Source organism: Aquimarina sp. RZ0 (assembly GCF_008370685.1).
Lineage (GTDB): Bacteria > Bacteroidota > Bacteroidia > Flavobacteriales > Flavobacteriaceae > Aquimarina.
Genome location: NZ_VTZU01000003.1, coordinates 88302 through 104952, shown reverse-complemented (window position 1 = coordinate 104952; position 16651 = coordinate 88302). Strand labels below are relative to the sequence as shown.

14 protein-coding genes and 1 pseudogene are annotated in these 16651 nt (G+C 33.7%); 5 read left to right on the top strand and 10 right to left on the bottom strand.

Features of this window, described 5'->3' with window-relative positions:
* Positions 1–219 precede the first annotated feature (219 nt).
* The 5 genes from F0000_RS02305 to F0000_RS02285 form a co-directional block, all read right to left on the bottom strand.
* Complete coding sequence (locus F0000_RS02305) at positions 220–2535, bottom strand: transglycosylase domain-containing protein (RefSeq protein ID WP_149623082.1); 2316 nt, start codon at positions 2533–2535, stop codon at positions 220–222.
* Positions 2536–2578: 43 nt separating this feature from the next.
* Complete coding sequence (locus F0000_RS02300) at positions 2579–4915, bottom strand: penicillin-binding protein 1A (protein ID WP_149623081.1); 2337 nt, start codon at positions 4913–4915, stop codon at positions 2579–2581.
* A gap of 2 nt (positions 4916–4917) precedes the next feature.
* Positions 4918–5409, bottom strand: a complete 492-nt coding sequence (locus F0000_RS02295; protein WP_149623080.1) for a gliding motility lipoprotein GldH — start codon at positions 5407–5409, stop codon at positions 4918–4920.
* Entirely contained in the window at positions 5396–6691 is a 1296-nt protein-coding gene (locus F0000_RS02290; RefSeq protein ID WP_149623079.1) for a regulatory iron-sulfur-containing complex subunit RicT, read from the bottom strand. The genes F0000_RS02295 and F0000_RS02290 overlap by 14 nt, the downstream gene beginning before the upstream one ends.
* 147 nt (positions 6692–6838) lie before the next feature.
* Entirely contained in the window at positions 6839–7870 is a 1032-nt protein-coding gene (locus tag F0000_RS02285; RefSeq protein ID WP_149623078.1) for a rhodanese-related sulfurtransferase, read from the bottom strand.
* 466 nt (positions 7871–8336) lie between these two features.
* On the opposite strand from F0000_RS02285, the gene recA reads away from it, so the two are divergent.
* The 5 genes and pseudogenes from recA to F0000_RS02260 all read left to right on the top strand — a co-directional run bounded on the left by recA (position 8337) and on the right by F0000_RS02260 (position 13379).
* The gene (gene recA / locus F0000_RS02280) at positions 8337–9350 is read left to right on the top strand and encodes a recombinase RecA (protein ID WP_149623077.1); all 1014 of its coding nucleotides are present in this window, start codon (positions 8337–8339) and stop codon (positions 9348–9350) included.
* Positions 9351–9404: 54 nt separating this feature from the next.
* Positions 9405–10344: pseudogene (locus F0000_RS02275) on the top strand (IS1595 family transposase).
* Positions 10345–10568: 224 nt separating this feature from the next.
* A complete protein-coding gene (locus F0000_RS02270; protein ID WP_149623076.1) occupies positions 10569–10988 on the top strand; it encodes a hypothetical protein in 420 nt (139 codons plus the stop codon).
* A 31-nt stretch (positions 10989–11019) separates the two neighbouring features.
* Positions 11020–11565, top strand: coding sequence for an RNA polymerase sigma factor (locus F0000_RS02265; protein WP_149623075.1), 546 nt, complete (start codon positions 11020–11022; stop codon positions 11563–11565).
* A 2-nt stretch (positions 11566–11567) separates the two neighbouring features.
* On the top strand, positions 11568–13379 hold the full coding sequence (locus F0000_RS02260) for a hypothetical protein (protein ID WP_149623074.1): 1812 nt from the start codon (positions 11568–11570) through the stop codon (positions 13377–13379).
* 161 nt (positions 13380–13540) lie between these two features.
* Here F0000_RS02260 and F0000_RS02255 read toward each other — a convergent pair whose 3' ends face one another.
* The 5 genes from F0000_RS02255 to F0000_RS02235 all read right to left on the bottom strand — a co-directional run bounded on the left by F0000_RS02255 (position 13541) and on the right by F0000_RS02235 (position 16515).
* Positions 13541–14116 (bottom strand): hypothetical protein, encoded by a 576-nt coding sequence (locus F0000_RS02255; protein WP_149623073.1) that lies wholly within the window; start codon positions 14114–14116, stop codon positions 13541–13543.
* Positions 14117–14497: 381 nt separating this feature from the next.
* Positions 14498–14866, bottom strand: a complete 369-nt coding sequence (locus F0000_RS02250; RefSeq protein ID WP_149623072.1) for a nuclear transport factor 2 family protein — start codon at positions 14864–14866, stop codon at positions 14498–14500.
* A 15-nt stretch (positions 14867–14881) separates the two neighbouring features.
* Positions 14882–15625 carry an SDR family NAD(P)-dependent oxidoreductase gene (locus F0000_RS02245; protein ID WP_149623071.1) on the bottom strand — a complete coding sequence of 248 codons (744 nt, stop codon included), beginning with the start codon at positions 15623–15625 and terminating at the stop codon, positions 14882–14884.
* A 5-nt stretch (positions 15626–15630) separates the two neighbouring features.
* Positions 15631–15825 carry a 4-oxalocrotonate tautomerase family protein gene (locus tag F0000_RS02240; protein WP_149623070.1) on the bottom strand — a complete coding sequence of 65 codons (195 nt, stop codon included), beginning with the start codon at positions 15823–15825 and terminating at the stop codon, positions 15631–15633.
* A gap of 126 nt (positions 15826–15951) precedes the next feature.
* Entirely contained in the window at positions 15952–16515 is a 564-nt protein-coding gene (locus tag F0000_RS02235) for a Crp/Fnr family transcriptional regulator (RefSeq protein WP_149623069.1), read from the bottom strand.
* Positions 16516–16651 lie beyond the last annotated feature (136 nt).

Below are 16651 nucleotides of genomic sequence, written 5' to 3'. Positions count from 1 at the left end.
TAAAAGTACTAAAAAAATAGTACTATAACGTTTGAACCTACGTAGTTTTAGAAATATTTAATAGAAAAAAGAAAGTTGATACTATCCTATTTACACTCTGTATTTGCAGAATGAATAAACTACATCGGGGCAGTAATACGAGATAGTTATTGAAAAAAACATTTTGATTTCGAAGCAAGCCTTGGAGCATTTAAATCTTGATTATCCAGTAAAACAGTATTATAAATTAAATTCACTGTCAATACCATTCGTATTGCGAACATTATTTTCATATTTTTCACAATCTACCTCTATGGAAAAATTCTCTGGTTTTTTGAACGCGGATGTTGAAATTTGTAGAGAGGTATCACTATAGCATTTTTTCATAAACAATCCCCAAATAGGTAATGCCATTGTTGATCCCTGGCCATAAATAACCGACTCAAAGTGTGTAGCTCTATTATCTGCTCCTACCCATACTCCCGTGCATAAATCCGGAACGACTCCAATAAACCAACCATCACTATGATTCTGGGTAGTCCCAGTTTTTCCTGCTATGGGATTTGTAAATTGGTACGGATATCCAGTGACTATATTTTTATACACATATCCTTTTGCATCCGTAGTTCTTAATCTTCTCCCTGATCCGGTTTGCGTAACACCTTCCATCAAATTTATAGTTGCATATGCCGTCTCTTTATTAATGACGTCTCTACTTTCTGGAATATTATCATATAACAAAGTGCCATTCTTATCTTCGATATACGAAATAACTATGGGTATCGTATAGACACCTTCATTAGCAAATGTACTATAGGCACCTACCATTTCTGATAACTTAATATTTTCTGTTCCCAAACATATAGAAGCAACAGTATCAATTTTTGACTGGATACCCATCCTTTTAGCAAGGCGTATAACAGGTTCCGGGCCTATTCGATCTATTAATCTTGCTGAAATTGTATTTACGGATCCTGCCAACGCATCTTTTAGCGTAAGGGAACCTATATAATCATTATCCGTATTTGTGGGACTCCAGCTCTTACCCGAAACACCGTGCCTGCCTATAGGGATCGTAATCTTGGATTTTGGAACCTTGGTACAGGGAGATAGTTTTAACTGATCCATAGCTGTAGCATATACAAATGGTTTAAAAGTAGAACCTACTTGTCTTGCTCCCTGATATACATGATCATACTTAAAATATTTATGATCTATTCCACCCACCCAAGCTTTTATTTCACCTGTTTCCGGTACCATTGACATCAAACCAGCATGTAGAAATCTTTTATAATACAAAATAGAATCTCTGGGGGTCATAATGGTATCTACGGTACCTCTCCAGGAAAACACACTCATTTCTGTCTTCTTATCAAAAGATGCACGAATCTCTTCTTCTGTTTTACCTTGTTTTAACAGTACCTTTCTCCTCGAAGAAGATTTGATTGCCTTATCTATAATATCACTGATTTTTTGATCAGAAATACCTCTAAACGGTGTTGTGTAATTATCTTGTTCCAGTTTATCGAATTCCTGCTGAAGATTAGAAATATGCTCGACAACAGCTTCTTCTGCATATTTTTGCATTCTGGAATCTATGGTTACATATATTTTAAGACCATCGCGATAGATATCATGATATTCGATTTCAGCATTTTTATTATTGCTTTTGGGATTTGCTTTTATCCATTTTTGTACCCAATCTTTAATATATTCTCTCACATAAGTGGCACTCCCATATGAATACCCTTCTGGTGAAAAGTCTAATTTTAATGGCATTTTTTGCAAACTATCTTTTTCTCTAACAGTTAAATAACCATATTTAGCCATTTGACTTAAAACAATATTCCTTCTATTTATTGCGTTTTTAAGTCTGGATTTTGGATTATATAATGTAGCACTTTTTAGCATTCCTACTAATATGGCTGCTTCTTCAATCTTAAGGTCCTTTGATTTTTTATTAAAATAAATACGTGATGCTGATCCAATCCCAATAGCCTGTCTTGCAAAATCATATTTATTAAGATACATAGTAATAATTTCATTTTTTGTGTACTGTCGCTCCAAGCGGGTAGCAATCACCCATTCTTTAATCTTCTGGGTGTACCCTTGCCAGCCTTTAATTCTTTTACCGTGAAAAAGTAATTTTGCTAATTGCTGTGTGATAGTACTGGCTCCTCCTCTTCTCCCAAAAGACATTATTGCACGGAGTGTACCTCTGGCATCAATACCGGAATGCTCATAAAAACGAATGTCCTCTGTTGCCACTAAAGCCTCAATAAGATGTTGTGGCAAATCTTTATACTCGATAGGAGTTCTGTTTTCATTGGATCTAAAAATAGTTCCTAACTGCTTTCCATCAGAAGAGATAATTTGAGCTGCCAGATCTGTTCTGGGATTTTCTAACTCTTCAAAAGTTGGCATTTTTCCAAAAACACCTATACTTGCCAGAAAAAAAAGAAGTACGGTACTCATCGCAACTGAAATAAAAACTAACCAAAACCATTTAATTTTTTTTTGATTTTCTGATAGCAGTCGTTTTTTCGTTTCGAGCATTCTTATTTTTACTTACGTATACTTTCATTAAAGATACTGATTTCTAAAAACCTAGCTCATCATCATCATCAGTTTCATTACTTGATGGAAGACTTTTTCTATATGCTCTACAGTCAATTTCAATGGTTAAATCTTCCGGTCTTTTAAATCCACTTGTAGAAATATTTAATGTTTTATCTGCATAGCATTTTTTCATATACAATGCCCAAATAGGCAGTGCCATGGTAGCTCCTTGTCCATATCTGGTGGTATTAAAATGAGTAGCACGATCATCACCTCCAACCCAAACTCCTGTGCATAGGTTAGGCACAATTCCCATAAACCAACCATCACTCTGATTCTGAGTAGTACCTGTTTTTCCTGCGATTGGATTCGTAAATTGATATGGATGGCCTGTAATTACATTTTTATAATCATGTCGATTAGATGGGCCAGATCTAAGACGTGCGCCAGAACCTGATTGTGTAACCCCTTCTAATAAATTAAGAGTGACAAATGCAGCTTCTTTACTAATCACATCACGTGTCTCTGGTTCGAACTGATACAAAGTAGTACCGTTTTTATCTTCGATACTTGTAATCATTACAGGTTTATTATAAATCCCTTCATTAGCAAATGTACTATAGGCACCTACCATTTCTGATAATTTGAGATCTACGGATCCTAATGCTATTGAAGCAACTTCTATAATTTCTGAGGTTACCCCTGATTTTTTTGCTAATCTAACAATCGGTTCTGGTCCTATCCTATCCATTAAACGGGCAGAAATAGTATTTACGGACTTAGCCAAAGCTTCTTTAAGACTTAGATACCCTGTATATTCACCATCACTATTTTTGGGTGTCCAATCTTCCATAACTCCGTGAGAACCTGCTGGAATGGTCATTTGTGACATAGGCAAGGTATCGCAAGGAGATAATTTGAGTTGATCAATTGCTGTGGCATACACAAAGGGTTTAAACGTAGACCCTACCTGTCTTGCTCCCTGATACACGTGATCATACTGAAAATGTTTAATGTCCACACCGCCTACCCAAGCTTTTACCTGACCTGTCTGCGGCTCCATAGACATCATACCAGACCTTAAAAAACCCTTATAATATAAAATAGAATCTCTGGGAGTCATAATTGTGTCAATATATCCTTTCCAGGAGAATACTTTCATTTCTCTTTTGACATCAAAAGACTTAAGAATTTCTTTTTCACTTTTATTCTGAGAAAGCATTTTCTTTCTGCGAGCAGAACTTCTTATAGCTCTTTTAAGAATACCATCAATTTGTTCATCTGTTAAATCTCTGAAAGGCGAAGTTTTATTTTTCTTCTCCTGCTCATCAAATTCTTTTTGCAAATTAGACATATGCGCTTGTACTGCTTCTTCTGCATATTTTTGCATTCTTGAATCAATCGTTACATTAATTCTCAGTCCATCTCTATAAATATTATAATATTTATCTTCTCCTTCTTCATTTTTTCCTTTAGGATTTTTCTTCACCCAATTACCCATCCAACTTCTTACATATTCTCTAAAATATGTGGCAATCCCATCAGAATGACCTTCTGGAGCATAGTCTAATTTTAAGGGTAATTGTTGTAAACTATCCTTTTCTTCTGTAGTAATATATTCATATTTTGCCATCTGAGACAATACGACATCTCTTCTGGTTTTTACCAATTCTGGTCTTCTTAACGGATTAAAAAGCGCAGAGTTTTTTAACATTCCAACTAATACTGCTGCTTCTTCTTTTTTTAGTTCTTTTGGGCTTTTATTAAAATAAATTCTGGCAGCAGAACTAATTCCTATTGCCTGATTAAGAAAATCATATTTATTGAGATACATTGTCATGATCTCATCTTTTGTATACTGTCTTTCTAATCTTGTAGCGATGACCCATTCTTTAATTTTTTGAGTATATCGCTGCCATCCTCTTGATCGTTTTCTTGTAAAAAGTAATTTTGCTAATTGCTGTGTGATGGTACTGGCTCCACCTTTAGATCCTAAAAAAGCAAAAGCTCTAATCGTCCCTCTGGCATCAATACCAGAATGTTCATAATACCGGGCATCTTCTGTAGCTACCAGCGCATGTACTAAATCAGATGCCAGCTCTTCAAAATTGACGGGAGTTCTATTTTCCTTAAAAAAAGTCCCGATTTGTTTACCATCAGAAGAAATAATTTGCGTCGCCAAGTCATTCTGAGGATTTTCTAACTCTTCAAAATCAGGCATTTCCCCAAATAATCCCCAACTAGCAAAAAGAAATACAAGAATAACCAAAAATATTCCTGATGCAAAGGTGATCCAAAACCACTTGATATATTTTAATACACTAATGTGATTCGATTTTGATGTTTTTTTTGTTCTTTTCGGTGTTGCTTTGGCCATTTCTAAGGGTTTTGTGAAGATTCTATTCTAAAACCTATGTCTGTAATTCCTTCTAAAGAGTATATCCCGGATATTTCCCCGTTTTTTCTCATCGCATGTTGCAGCACAAAAGTATATTCACCTTTCTCAGTAAAACTCACATTTTCTTTATACCACAATTTATTTTCTTTAAGATCCGTAAAACCTGTTCCTAGCCAGGTACCATCTGGTAAAGCCATTTGATACTCCAAAGTATCCTTGACTACTTTGCCATTTGGAAATCTCATTTCACTAATCAAAAACAGGTTACTATATCGATATGCATTATCATTACGAATATTTATAAATAAATTATACGTTTGTATACTATCCAACTCAGGGATTACAAAATGCATGTATTCTGTCTGCTCCCAAGATCCTGATACCGTTTTATACTGATCAAACACTTGTTTATCATCACAAGAAACTAAAGCAATACTAAGGAAAAGTAGTATTAAAAATCTAATCTTTATCATTCTTTTTATTACGCTGCTGTGGTTTACGTTTATTATTGCGTCGTTGATTGTTCTTTCTTTTATTAGATGTTTTATTTTCTTTTGTCTCCTGTTTTTGTTTTTCTGGAGGGGTATTTGATTTTTCTGAAGATACTTTAGGCCTATTCTTGTTTCGATTTCTACTTTTATTTCTTCTTCTACTACTCTTTTTAGGCTGATCAAATCGAGTTAAACTATCCTGACCTACAACGTTTTCAAATTCTACTTTAGTATCTTCGAGTAATTCTGAAGCAAATTCTTCCAGGCTTGCGACCTTTTCTTTATTATTGTTTGCCTCGATAATTTCATTCGCATGTTCTGTAGAAATCTTATGCCAATTCATCCATTCACCTTCATAGGCATACCATAAATATCCTTTAAAAATATCTGTTTTCTGGCATACAGCCGTTCCTTTTTCGGTATACAGCTTAGTTTCTATTTTTGGAAATTCTTTTAATGCATCTATATACGCGTCTAATTCATAATTAAGGCAGCATTTTAGCTTTCCGCATTGACCTGCCAGTTTCTGTGGATTTAAGGATAATTGCTGATATCTCGCCGCACTGGTGTTTACAGATCTAAAATCGGTGAGCCAGGTAGAGCAACATAATTCGCGACCACAGGAGCCTATACCTCCCAATCTGGCTGCTTCCTGACGGAATCCAATCTGACGCATTTCTATTCTGGTACTGAATTCCTGTGCAAATTCTTTAATCAATTGCCTAAAATCTACACGATCTTCTGCGGTATAATAAAATGTACATTTAGAACCGTCTCCCTGAAATTCTATATCAGAGATCTTCATCTGTAGTTTTAATCGAATTGCAATTTGTCTGGAACGAACTTTTATACTCTCTTCGCGATCCCGCGCTTTTTGCCATATATCAATATCCTTTTGCGAAGCTTTTCTATATATCCTCCTTACTTCCTCGCTATCTACCTCTATCTTCTTCTTTTTCATCTGGATACGCACCAATTCACCCGTGAGGGTAACGATACCTATATCGTGACCCGGAGAAGCCTCTGTAGCTACAATATCTCCTATACTTAAGGAAAGATTCTCTGTATTTTTAAAAAAACTCTTTCGCCCATTTTTAAAACGGATCTCTACACAATGAAAAGGAGCCACTCCGTTAGGAAGTGACATATTAGATAACCAATCAAAAACAGTTAGTTTATTACAACCATCTGTACCACATGTACCATTATTCTTACATCCTTTTGGTTGTCCGTCTTTCCCGGAGGAACAACTACTACACCCCATACCCTCTTACTATATTGAAATTTGTCTGTGATTAATACACAACAAATATGGTTCTTACTCAGATCTGATATGTTATACACCAGATATCTTAATCGATAAAGATACTATGATTTCTTTTAAAACCATAGTATCTAAAACATTTTAGCACTACCGTTTATATTTTAGCACTTCTGATCGCCCTTTTTTGAAGATCTTATTACTATTTCCCTTTCCTTTTCTTAATGTTTTTTGTTCTTCATAAGGTAAGGCATTTATTTCTTTACATGCAATAGAACAACAATTATCCATTTTTGCACCACAATCGGGACATTGAATAAATAATAGATGACAAGCTTCATTTTCACAATTGGCATGGGTATCGCAAGGCTTTCCACATTGATGACAACTAGCTATTACATCTTCAGAAATTCGTTCTGATCTTCGATGATCAAAAACAAAGTTTTTCCCCAAATATTTATTCTCTAATCCTTTTTCTTCAACTTGTCTGGCATATTCTATGATTCCACCTTCCAGCTGAAACACATTTTTAAATCCTTTGTGCTTATAATAGGCACTTGCTTTCTCACATCGAATTCCTCCGGTACAATACATTACCAGTTTCTTATCTTCTTTATGTTCCTTTAGATTTTCCTCAATAATATCCAATGAATCTCTAAAAGTATCTACGTCGGGAGTGATTGCTCCTTTAAAATGACCAATCTCACTCTCATAATGATTACGCATATCCACTAATACGGTTTCAGGATCTTCAATCAATTGATTGAAGGTCGAAGCATCTACATGGACTCCTTTATTAGTGACATCAAAAGTCTCATCATTTAGACCATCAGCCACAATTTTATTACGAATCTTTACTTTTAGCTTAAGGAATGATTTTACATCCTGTTCTCTGGCAATATTTAAGCGCACATTTTCCAGAAAAGAAATACTATCCAAATGTTTTTTGAATACTTCAAAATTTGGTGCTGGTACTGATAGTTGCCCATTAATACCTTCGTTTGCGACATAAATTCTACCGAGAACATCAAGCTCGTTCCAATGTATAAAAAGATAATTTCTGAAAATCTCGGTATTCCCGATATGTGCATATTTATAGAAAGAAAGTGTAAGACGATCTGTCCCCGCCTCATCAATAAGGGCTGCTCTCTCTTTTGCACTTAATTTATTGTACAGTTGCATGCTATACTAATTTTTTAAGTTAAAGAAAATATTTTGTGCAAAAGTACAAATACAAGAAGATAAAATAAAAAAATGCCTTAAAAATTACTTCAAGGCATTTTTTGGGCTAATTCGTTAATTTATAAATTAATCTAATGACTAAGAATTAAACTAGCGAGGTTAACCCCCTTCTACTATACAGCTACAGATTTTAGTAACCATACATCCTTTACAGGTATGTCTTACGACTTTTTTAAGAAATTTCATCTACATCTTCTTTCATCACGATTTGTTCAATGTTTGCTTTTATACTAGATGTTGTAAAACTTAAATGGTTGCGTTGTGATTCAAAAAAAAATAAATCATTGGCATAAGAACCTCTGCCACTATTGTTAATAAATTAGCTAGAGAAGTATAATTTTTAAAATGTGTATACAAAAAACATGTAGTATTTTAGCCAAAATCATTTATAAAAGAACGTAAACGCATGAGTAAGGACAAAGAAAAAGATGCAAAATTAAAAGCGTTACAATTAACCTTAGACAAACTAGATAAATCCTACGGAAAAGGAACCGTAATGAAGATGGGAGATAGTGCGGTTCAGGAAGTAGAAGTTATCCCTACCGGATCTCTAGGATTGGATTTAGCATTAGGAGTAGGTGGATATCCAAGAGGAAGAGTTATAGAAATCTTTGGACCAGAATCTTCTGGTAAAACAACACTTACCTTACATGCAATTGCACAAGCGCAAAAAGCAGGAGGAATTGCCGCTTTTATAGATGCCGAACATGCATTTGATCGTTTTTATGCTGAGAAACTAGGTGTAGATATTGATAACTTAATTATTTCTCAGCCTGATCATGGAGAACAAGCACTAGAAATCACAGATAACTTAATCCGATCGGGTGCTATTGATATTATCGTTATTGATTCTGTGGCTGCATTGACTCCCAAAAGTGAGATCGAAGGTGAGATGGGAGATTCTAAAATGGGACTTCATGCCCGACTTATGTCTCAGGCTTTAAGAAAACTTACAAGTTCAATCAGTAAGACAAATTGTACGGTAATCTTTATCAATCAGCTGCGTGAGAAAATTGGAGTGATGTTTGGTAATCCAGAAACTACTACTGGTGGTAATGCATTAAAATTTTATGCATCGGTACGATTAGATATCCGCCGATCTACTCAGATCAAGGATAGTAATAGCGAAGTACAAGGTAATAAGACCCGTGTAAAAGTGGTTAAAAATAAAGTTGCTCCCCCATTCAGAACTGCAGAGTTTGATATCATGTATGGAATGGGAATCTCTAAAACAGGCGAAGTTATTGATATTGGTGTTGATTATGAGATCGTAAAGAAAAGTGGTTCCTGGTTTAGTTATCAGGATACTAAATTGGGTCAGGGACGTGATGCTGTAAAATCATTACTAAATGATAATCCTGAACTAATGGAAGAACTCGAAGAAAAAATCAAAGAGGCGATTAAAATTATTAAAGAATAAAATTTTTATGTTTATCCGTTTATTTCCCTAGCATAGATTTCGTATCTTATAGGTATGAAATTACTAGAGTTTACAAATTGTTTTCCTGATGAGGAAAGTTGCAAATCGGCTTTTAAAGCCTACAGGCTAAAACAAGGTATTACGTGTAAAAAGTGTGGTTGTACCTCTCACTATTGGAAACAATACCGAGAGCAATGGGAATGTAAAAAATGTAAGTACCGTACTACTTTGAAAAGTGGAACAGTGATGCATGGTAGTAAATTATCTTTTCAATATTGGTTCATTGCTATACACTTTCTTACTAGCACTAAGAAGTCGTTTTCAGCAAAAGAAGTCCAGCGTCAGTTGGGTCATAAGCGCTATGAGCCTATCTGGGCGATGATGCACAAACTAAGAAGTGTCATGAGGCTTAGGGATGATGAGTATACCTTAAAGGAGGAGATAGAACTGGATGAAGGTTTTTTTGAGACAGTCTCTATAACAAGGGATAAATGAACCATTAAAACGTGGACGAGGAAGCCAACGTTAAACCACAGTCCTAGTAAGTGTGGAATCTAGAGACGCTGGAGATGATCATGATCCTAAAAAACATGGCAAGAAGAAAAAGGTAGGGTATTTAAAAATGAAAGTTGTTGAATCTTTAAAAAAGGAATGCATAACCCAAAAGATCACAAAATCTGTAGAGAAGAATACAAAAATAGTAGCAGACAAGTCTACCAGCTATGTGGATTTAGAAAAGGACTTTGAAATAGAGTCCAAGGTCATCCCCAAAAAGGATGTTGTAAAGGTGTTGCCTTGGGTACATACTGCTATAAGCAATGCCAAAAGGTTGTTCTTAGATGTACATCATAGAATAGATGATGATTTTTTACAGAATTATCTCAATGAATTCTGTTATAAATTCAACAAACGTTACTTTAATGACCTCTTCGATAGGCTGATTATAGCAGCGGTTTCTTATAGATGGAATTATCTTGGGGAACCTTACGGATAAGCATATTTTCTTTATTGTGCACTGATAACCAGCTTTTAAAAAATCATCAAAAATTAAAGTAAAACTCTAGATTAAAAAGTGGCATTGAAGATATGTTAAGCAATTAAAAAGAACTCATCTTGACTTTTTATTTCTAAAAATTACAAGGTTTTATACGCAACCTTATATTTATACATACATCTATATTATACAATCCGGTATGTAATACCTAAATAGTCATTAGTATGAAGAAGGCAAAAATAATTATAATGATTATTCTATCAGCTTGTTTACATAGTTGTTTAGACGATGATGATCGCATTAATTTTTTTTATGAAGCAGTACCAATAGAAGAGGTTGATATTCCTGATCAATTTACAAGGGGAGAAGTTTTTAAAATAACAGTTTCTTATTTCAGACCATCTGACTGCCATTCCTTTGGTGGTTTTGATTATGACAGAGTATCTAATGAGCGCACAGTGGCGGTCGTTAATGTTGTATTTGATGATAGAGTGTGTCAAGATCTTGAGCAAAACGATATGGTAGAAACCTCACTCAATTTTTTAGTCGGGTCAGAAGACTCTTATATCTTTAGGTTCTGGCAAGGTCGTGACGATCAGGGCGAGAATCAATTTTTAACAATAGAAGTCCCGGTAGTAGAATGATTTTACTGCCTAATCAAAAGAAAAACTGTTCGTGGGTTTAGACCAACTCATAAAAAAATGTAAAAAACAAGATACCAAAGCGCAAGAACAATTGTACAGATTGTACGGTAGCAAGTTATTTTCAATTTGCTTAAAGTATTCTAACAATTATACAAGTGCTGAGGATACTTTGCAGGATGCTTTTATTACCATTTTTGATAAAATAGGACAATATAAAAATCAAGGTTCTTTTGAGGGTTGGCTAAAACGAATAACAGTAAATACCGCTTTACAGAAATATCGAAAACAAAAAGTTTTTGAAATTGTTAGTGAAGAACAAATAGAAGAAGCAGAAGTAGAAATTGATGAAGATCAAGTATCTCTGGATTACCTGCTAGAGATAATTCAGCAACTACCTGATCGATATCGGTTAGTTTTTAATCTATACGTGTTGGATGGGTATTCTCATAAGGAGATCGCTGAAATGTTAGCTATTTCTATAGGAACATCTAAATCTAATTTGGCAAGAGCCAGATATATTTTAAAAGAAAAAATAGAATCCAACCTGGAACATCAGGTTAAGTCAATTGAAAGGTGACTATGAACGAAAAGAAAAACATAGACAGGCTATTTCAGGAAAAATTCAAAAATTTTGAAGTTACTCCTGATGATGCGGTCTGGGAAAGGATTAAAGCCCACAAAGAAGAAGATCGAAAACGAATACTGTTTATTCCCCTCTGGTATCGTATTGCTGGAGTTGCAGCATTGGTTACCATAATTTTATCCATAGGATCGGTTTATATGACTGATACTATAAATCAAGATTCTGTAGTAAGTAATGAAGCTCTTGACAAAATAGACGCAATATCACCGGATAATAATAATAATAATAATACCGATAACTCCAATAATACGCTTGTCGATATTCAGGAAAATCAAGATACGGAGAATCAGGAACATTCTTCTGAAACAAAAAGTACAAATAACGAAGGGATTTCTGGCAAACCTCTAAACACCGAAGAGGAAAAGGTCTCCAAATTCAAGACACCTACAAACGCTAAAACTATAATTTCTGATGTTAATAAAAATACTATTCCTAACAAAAATACTATTCGCAAAGAAAGTATTGTAACCAATATGGTACAAAATACGAATACTGCAGATATGCAGAAAAAAGAAGATATCTTCTCTAAATCTGGAAATAATTCTGAAAAAGCCATTACTGGTATCGTTACTAATGACACTTTGGTTTCAGAAAAAATGCCGGATATTTATCATAAAAATAATCTTCAAAACTCTAAAAACAGTATTGCAGAAAATACAGCTCTTTTAAAAGAGAAAAAACCGAAAACTGATATCGCAAAGGATAATATAGATACTCAGCTTATTAAAAAACCAAGTACGACTGAAGGTATTGCTGAAAATATACCTACTTTAGATAATAAGAAACAAAAAATCACGGATAAAGAAAATCCAACTTTCAAAGATTCTATTGATAAAAATCAAATCACTAAAGAAGCTATTGCTGAAAATATAGGCACAACAGACGCTCTTAATAAAAAAGAAGATGAACTTGACGATACTTCGGCGGAAAATCCAGATGCTTTAAAAAAATCAATTTTTGATGAAATAGACGAAAAAGAAAAGGACAAAATAGCAATTGCTGAAGAAAAATCGATCAAAAGATGGGATGTGATTCCTACGATAGCTCCAGTGTACTATAATCCAACAGGCAACGAATCTACGGTAAATAATCAGTTTTCTGACAATGCAAAAACGGGTCAGGTAAACTTAAGTTATGGGATACAGGTTGCTTATAATTTTAATAAAAAGATTAGTGTTCGATCTGGGGTTAACAAATTGGATGTAAGTTACAACACCGAAGGTATTGGATTTTCGGCCTCTTCTTTTGGAAGAAATTTAAATGGCATTGATTATAATGATACTTCTATGGATATTATTATCTCTGACTTTAATACTAATCAACAGCAGACACCTCCAGGTACTGCTGCTCCGGATGTTAATGGAGAGAGTCTTGTCGGAAAACAGAACTTAGGATTACTTAATCATAGTATTGGCTATATCGAAGTTCCAATAGAGCTTACCTATGCTCTCAGCGATAAAAAATTAGGAGTTCATATGGTTGGAGGCATAAGCACCTTGTTTTTAGAAAATAATGAACTATCTATTAATGCAGGGGATTTCAAAACTAATCTGGGAGAAGCATCTAATATTAATGAAATAAGCTTTAGTGGAAACTTTGGCATAGGTCTTGATTATAAGTTATCAGAGCAATTTCATATTAATATGGAACCCATCCTTAAATATCAGTTTAATGGGTTTAAAGAAAGTGCCAAAGATTTCAGACCCTATTACTTTGGGGTATATACCGGAGTAAGTTTTAGGTTCTAGTCATAGAAAAAGAAAAATAAATAATGTGTGTTTAGGTTATTGCTATACAAGAAGCAATGATGACAAAGCTGTTTCTGGGGAGAAACAGCTTTTTTTATAAGGTCTATCTTCTTTTCTTATACGATTTTTAAGGCAGAAATGGTATTATTAGATTTTTCATTTCAAACTCTCTCTATCATTATATTTTCAACATTCAGTATGTCAAAATTTTCTTCTTTATAACCTAAATTATCAAATGCCAATAATGATTTCCCTTCATCAAGTTTTACGTGAATATATTTCATTAGCCTGATTTCAGTATCAGGATCAAATCCATAAAAATCAAATGCAGTTATATCATACTGCTCAATTCCACAAATGATAGAAAATAATTTTTGGTGAGCATATCCCATTTCTCTTATAGTGTATTCAGGCTTAATATTAAAAGAACTTAAATCATCTTTTATTTTATTACTTTTTACTCCAAATACCTTTTCTAAATATTCTTTAACCTTTATTGGTTTAATAAAATCAAAGGGACCTATTTTTAATTTAATTGGGCACAAATGTATTTTTGCCCCTAAATTCTGATTATTATACTTTTCTATTATTTCAACTATTCTTTTTACTGCCCAGTATCCGTCAGTCTGATTTTCTTTTTCAGGTAGTATCTGAACCCAAAAGCGTATCATTTTTCCAGGTGTCAACTCAAATTCGGGAACAAAAAATTCTTTTACTCTAAAACCTGGGTATTTCATTAGTAAACTACCTCGGGGCAAGCCCACGAGACATTTATTGAAAAAAACATTTTGATTTCGAGGCAAGCCTCGGAGCATTTAAATCACGATTATCGAGTAATTGTTGTAGCGGATTTAAACACTTTTACTTTCGGATGTCAATATACTTAATTAAACACAAAGCGGTTCAGGTATATCCTCAAACCGCTAATGCTTTTATACGGTTTATAACTAAAAATTTCGCATATTCATCGTTTCTTTTTCCTTTCTACTTCGTTTAAAAAAGAAACCGTAGCTATAGCTATGCTTGATTTTTTTGCCTTGCATAAAGAAAAAATAATTCAATGAATTTATACGAATTTTTTAATCACAAATCGTATTATATGCTGTTGAACTGATTATTTATTCTTCATGCGTGAATAATTTATTTACAATTTTCCAATCAGTATTGATTTTAGCCAATGATAAGTAGTCATAATAATTATACCCTAGCATGGGGACATGTAATTTTGCACTTGCAATGTTACCCATAATATCTATTCCTATGATTTTCATTCTGAAAGTCTCATTTGCATCTTTAGGGCTTTGTCTGTTTTTTACTCCCTCAAGGTATTCCTTTACACTTTTTAAATACTCAACTCCTTTAATGTCTCCATATATAACCACATTTTTATGAAAACAAATTTTAAGTTTAGCTACATCTCCGTGAAAAATTCCTTCAAAATAATTAGTAATTATTTTTTCGATTTCTTTTATACTTTCTTTATACATACAAACTATGTTTTTCTAGATAGAGTGACCAATGGTATGACCACCTGCTATGTTAATTGTTTCTCCTGTTACAAAATTAGCAGTCGCCAAATAATAAGCCGCTTCAGCGATTTCAGTTGCTTCTCCGATTCTGTTCAGCAAGTGCAGTCTAGCTAAACTGTCTGCATCTTCAATTCCTATTTTTCCTTGTAATGGACTTCTGATAATTCCTGGAGCGATTGTATTAACTTTAATATTATTTTTTCCAAATTCAGCTGCTAATTGTCTCGTTAAAGAATGAATAGCACCTTTACTTGTCAATGGTGCTGTTGCCGGAAATCCATCTATAGCATGTTCTACTAGAACAGTTCCTATGTTTATTATAGAACCATGTTGTTGTTTTATCATCTGAGGGATCACGGATTGAGAGGTAAAATATGTTCCCTTTAGGTTTACACTCCAATAAAGATCTAAATCTTTTTCTTCAACGTCTAAAAAAGGTTTGGGAGCAAATACTCCTGCATTATTGATTAAAATATCTACAGACTTAAATTTTTTTAATGCTAGAGTAACAAGTTTTTGACCCGTTTCTTGTTTGCTAATATCTCCGGCTAAGTAAAGGACATTAGAAGGAGAGCCAAATTCTATGTATGCTTTTTTTAAATTTTCTTCGTTTGAAGAGTTCATTACTACATTACTTTCTCTCGTTATAAAATATTTTGCAATTTCTTTACCAATTCCTGTAGATGCTCCTGTAATGATTACGGTTTTGTTTTTCATTTTCTTTATTTTTTAGTGACTAAATATTGTTTTCCATTTACTCCCCAATTTGCTATAGGTATTTCATCAATAACTACATGTGTTGTTTGTGGATTTTTGTGAAGTATGTCAACTACGAGTTGCGTAGTACCTTCTATTAATTGACGTTTTTGTTCTTGTGTTACTTGTTCATCAGTAACTCTAATGTTAATGTATGGCATAACTTTTTTATTAATTAATTGCCATACAAAGGTGATAAGCACCTAAAATTTTAGAAAGGAGGTTTATCACTTATTTGAAGTGATGTAGATCACATTCACATGGAGTGATCAAAGAAAGAAACAGGATTATGCGTTTAATCGACTCAGTGTTTCTCTGGAAACACCTAAATAGGCAGCAATCATTTTTTTAGGAACACGTTGGAAAAGTTTCGGATATTGTTCGAGAAGTAAGTCGTATCTTTCTTTGGTTGAATTTTTTAACAATGATAGAATCCTATTTTGAAGTGCAATACGACCGATTTTACTTTTTTTAGCCCAAAAGCGTTCCATTTTGTGCATTTGAGCAGTAAGTTTATCTCTGTTTTCGAATGATATGTATAGTAATTCGCTGTCTTCTATACAGTCGATAGAAGTTTTGGATTTGGTTTGTTTTACAAAAGATTCATAATCCGTAATCCACCAATTTTCCATTCCAAATTGGAGTATATGTTCCTTCCCTGTATTGTCAACAAAGTAATTTTTTAAGCAACCTTTTATTATCCAGTATTCTTTATTAACGATTTCTCCTTCTTGAACAATATATTGATGTTTGCGTTTATTGATTTGCTTAAAATGACTCAAAACAAAATCAAATTCCTCATCTGTAAGGCTAATTATTTCTTCTATATGTTGTCTTAGAGGATGTCTCATTTTAATGGTTGTAACGCAAAATACATGAATCGATCTATCAGTGCATTTTTATTTCTTGTTTACTTTATAAAAATTCTGCATCACTAAAAAAAGGAATAACCTTTTTGATCTGGAGATAAATTGCTCTGATTTTATA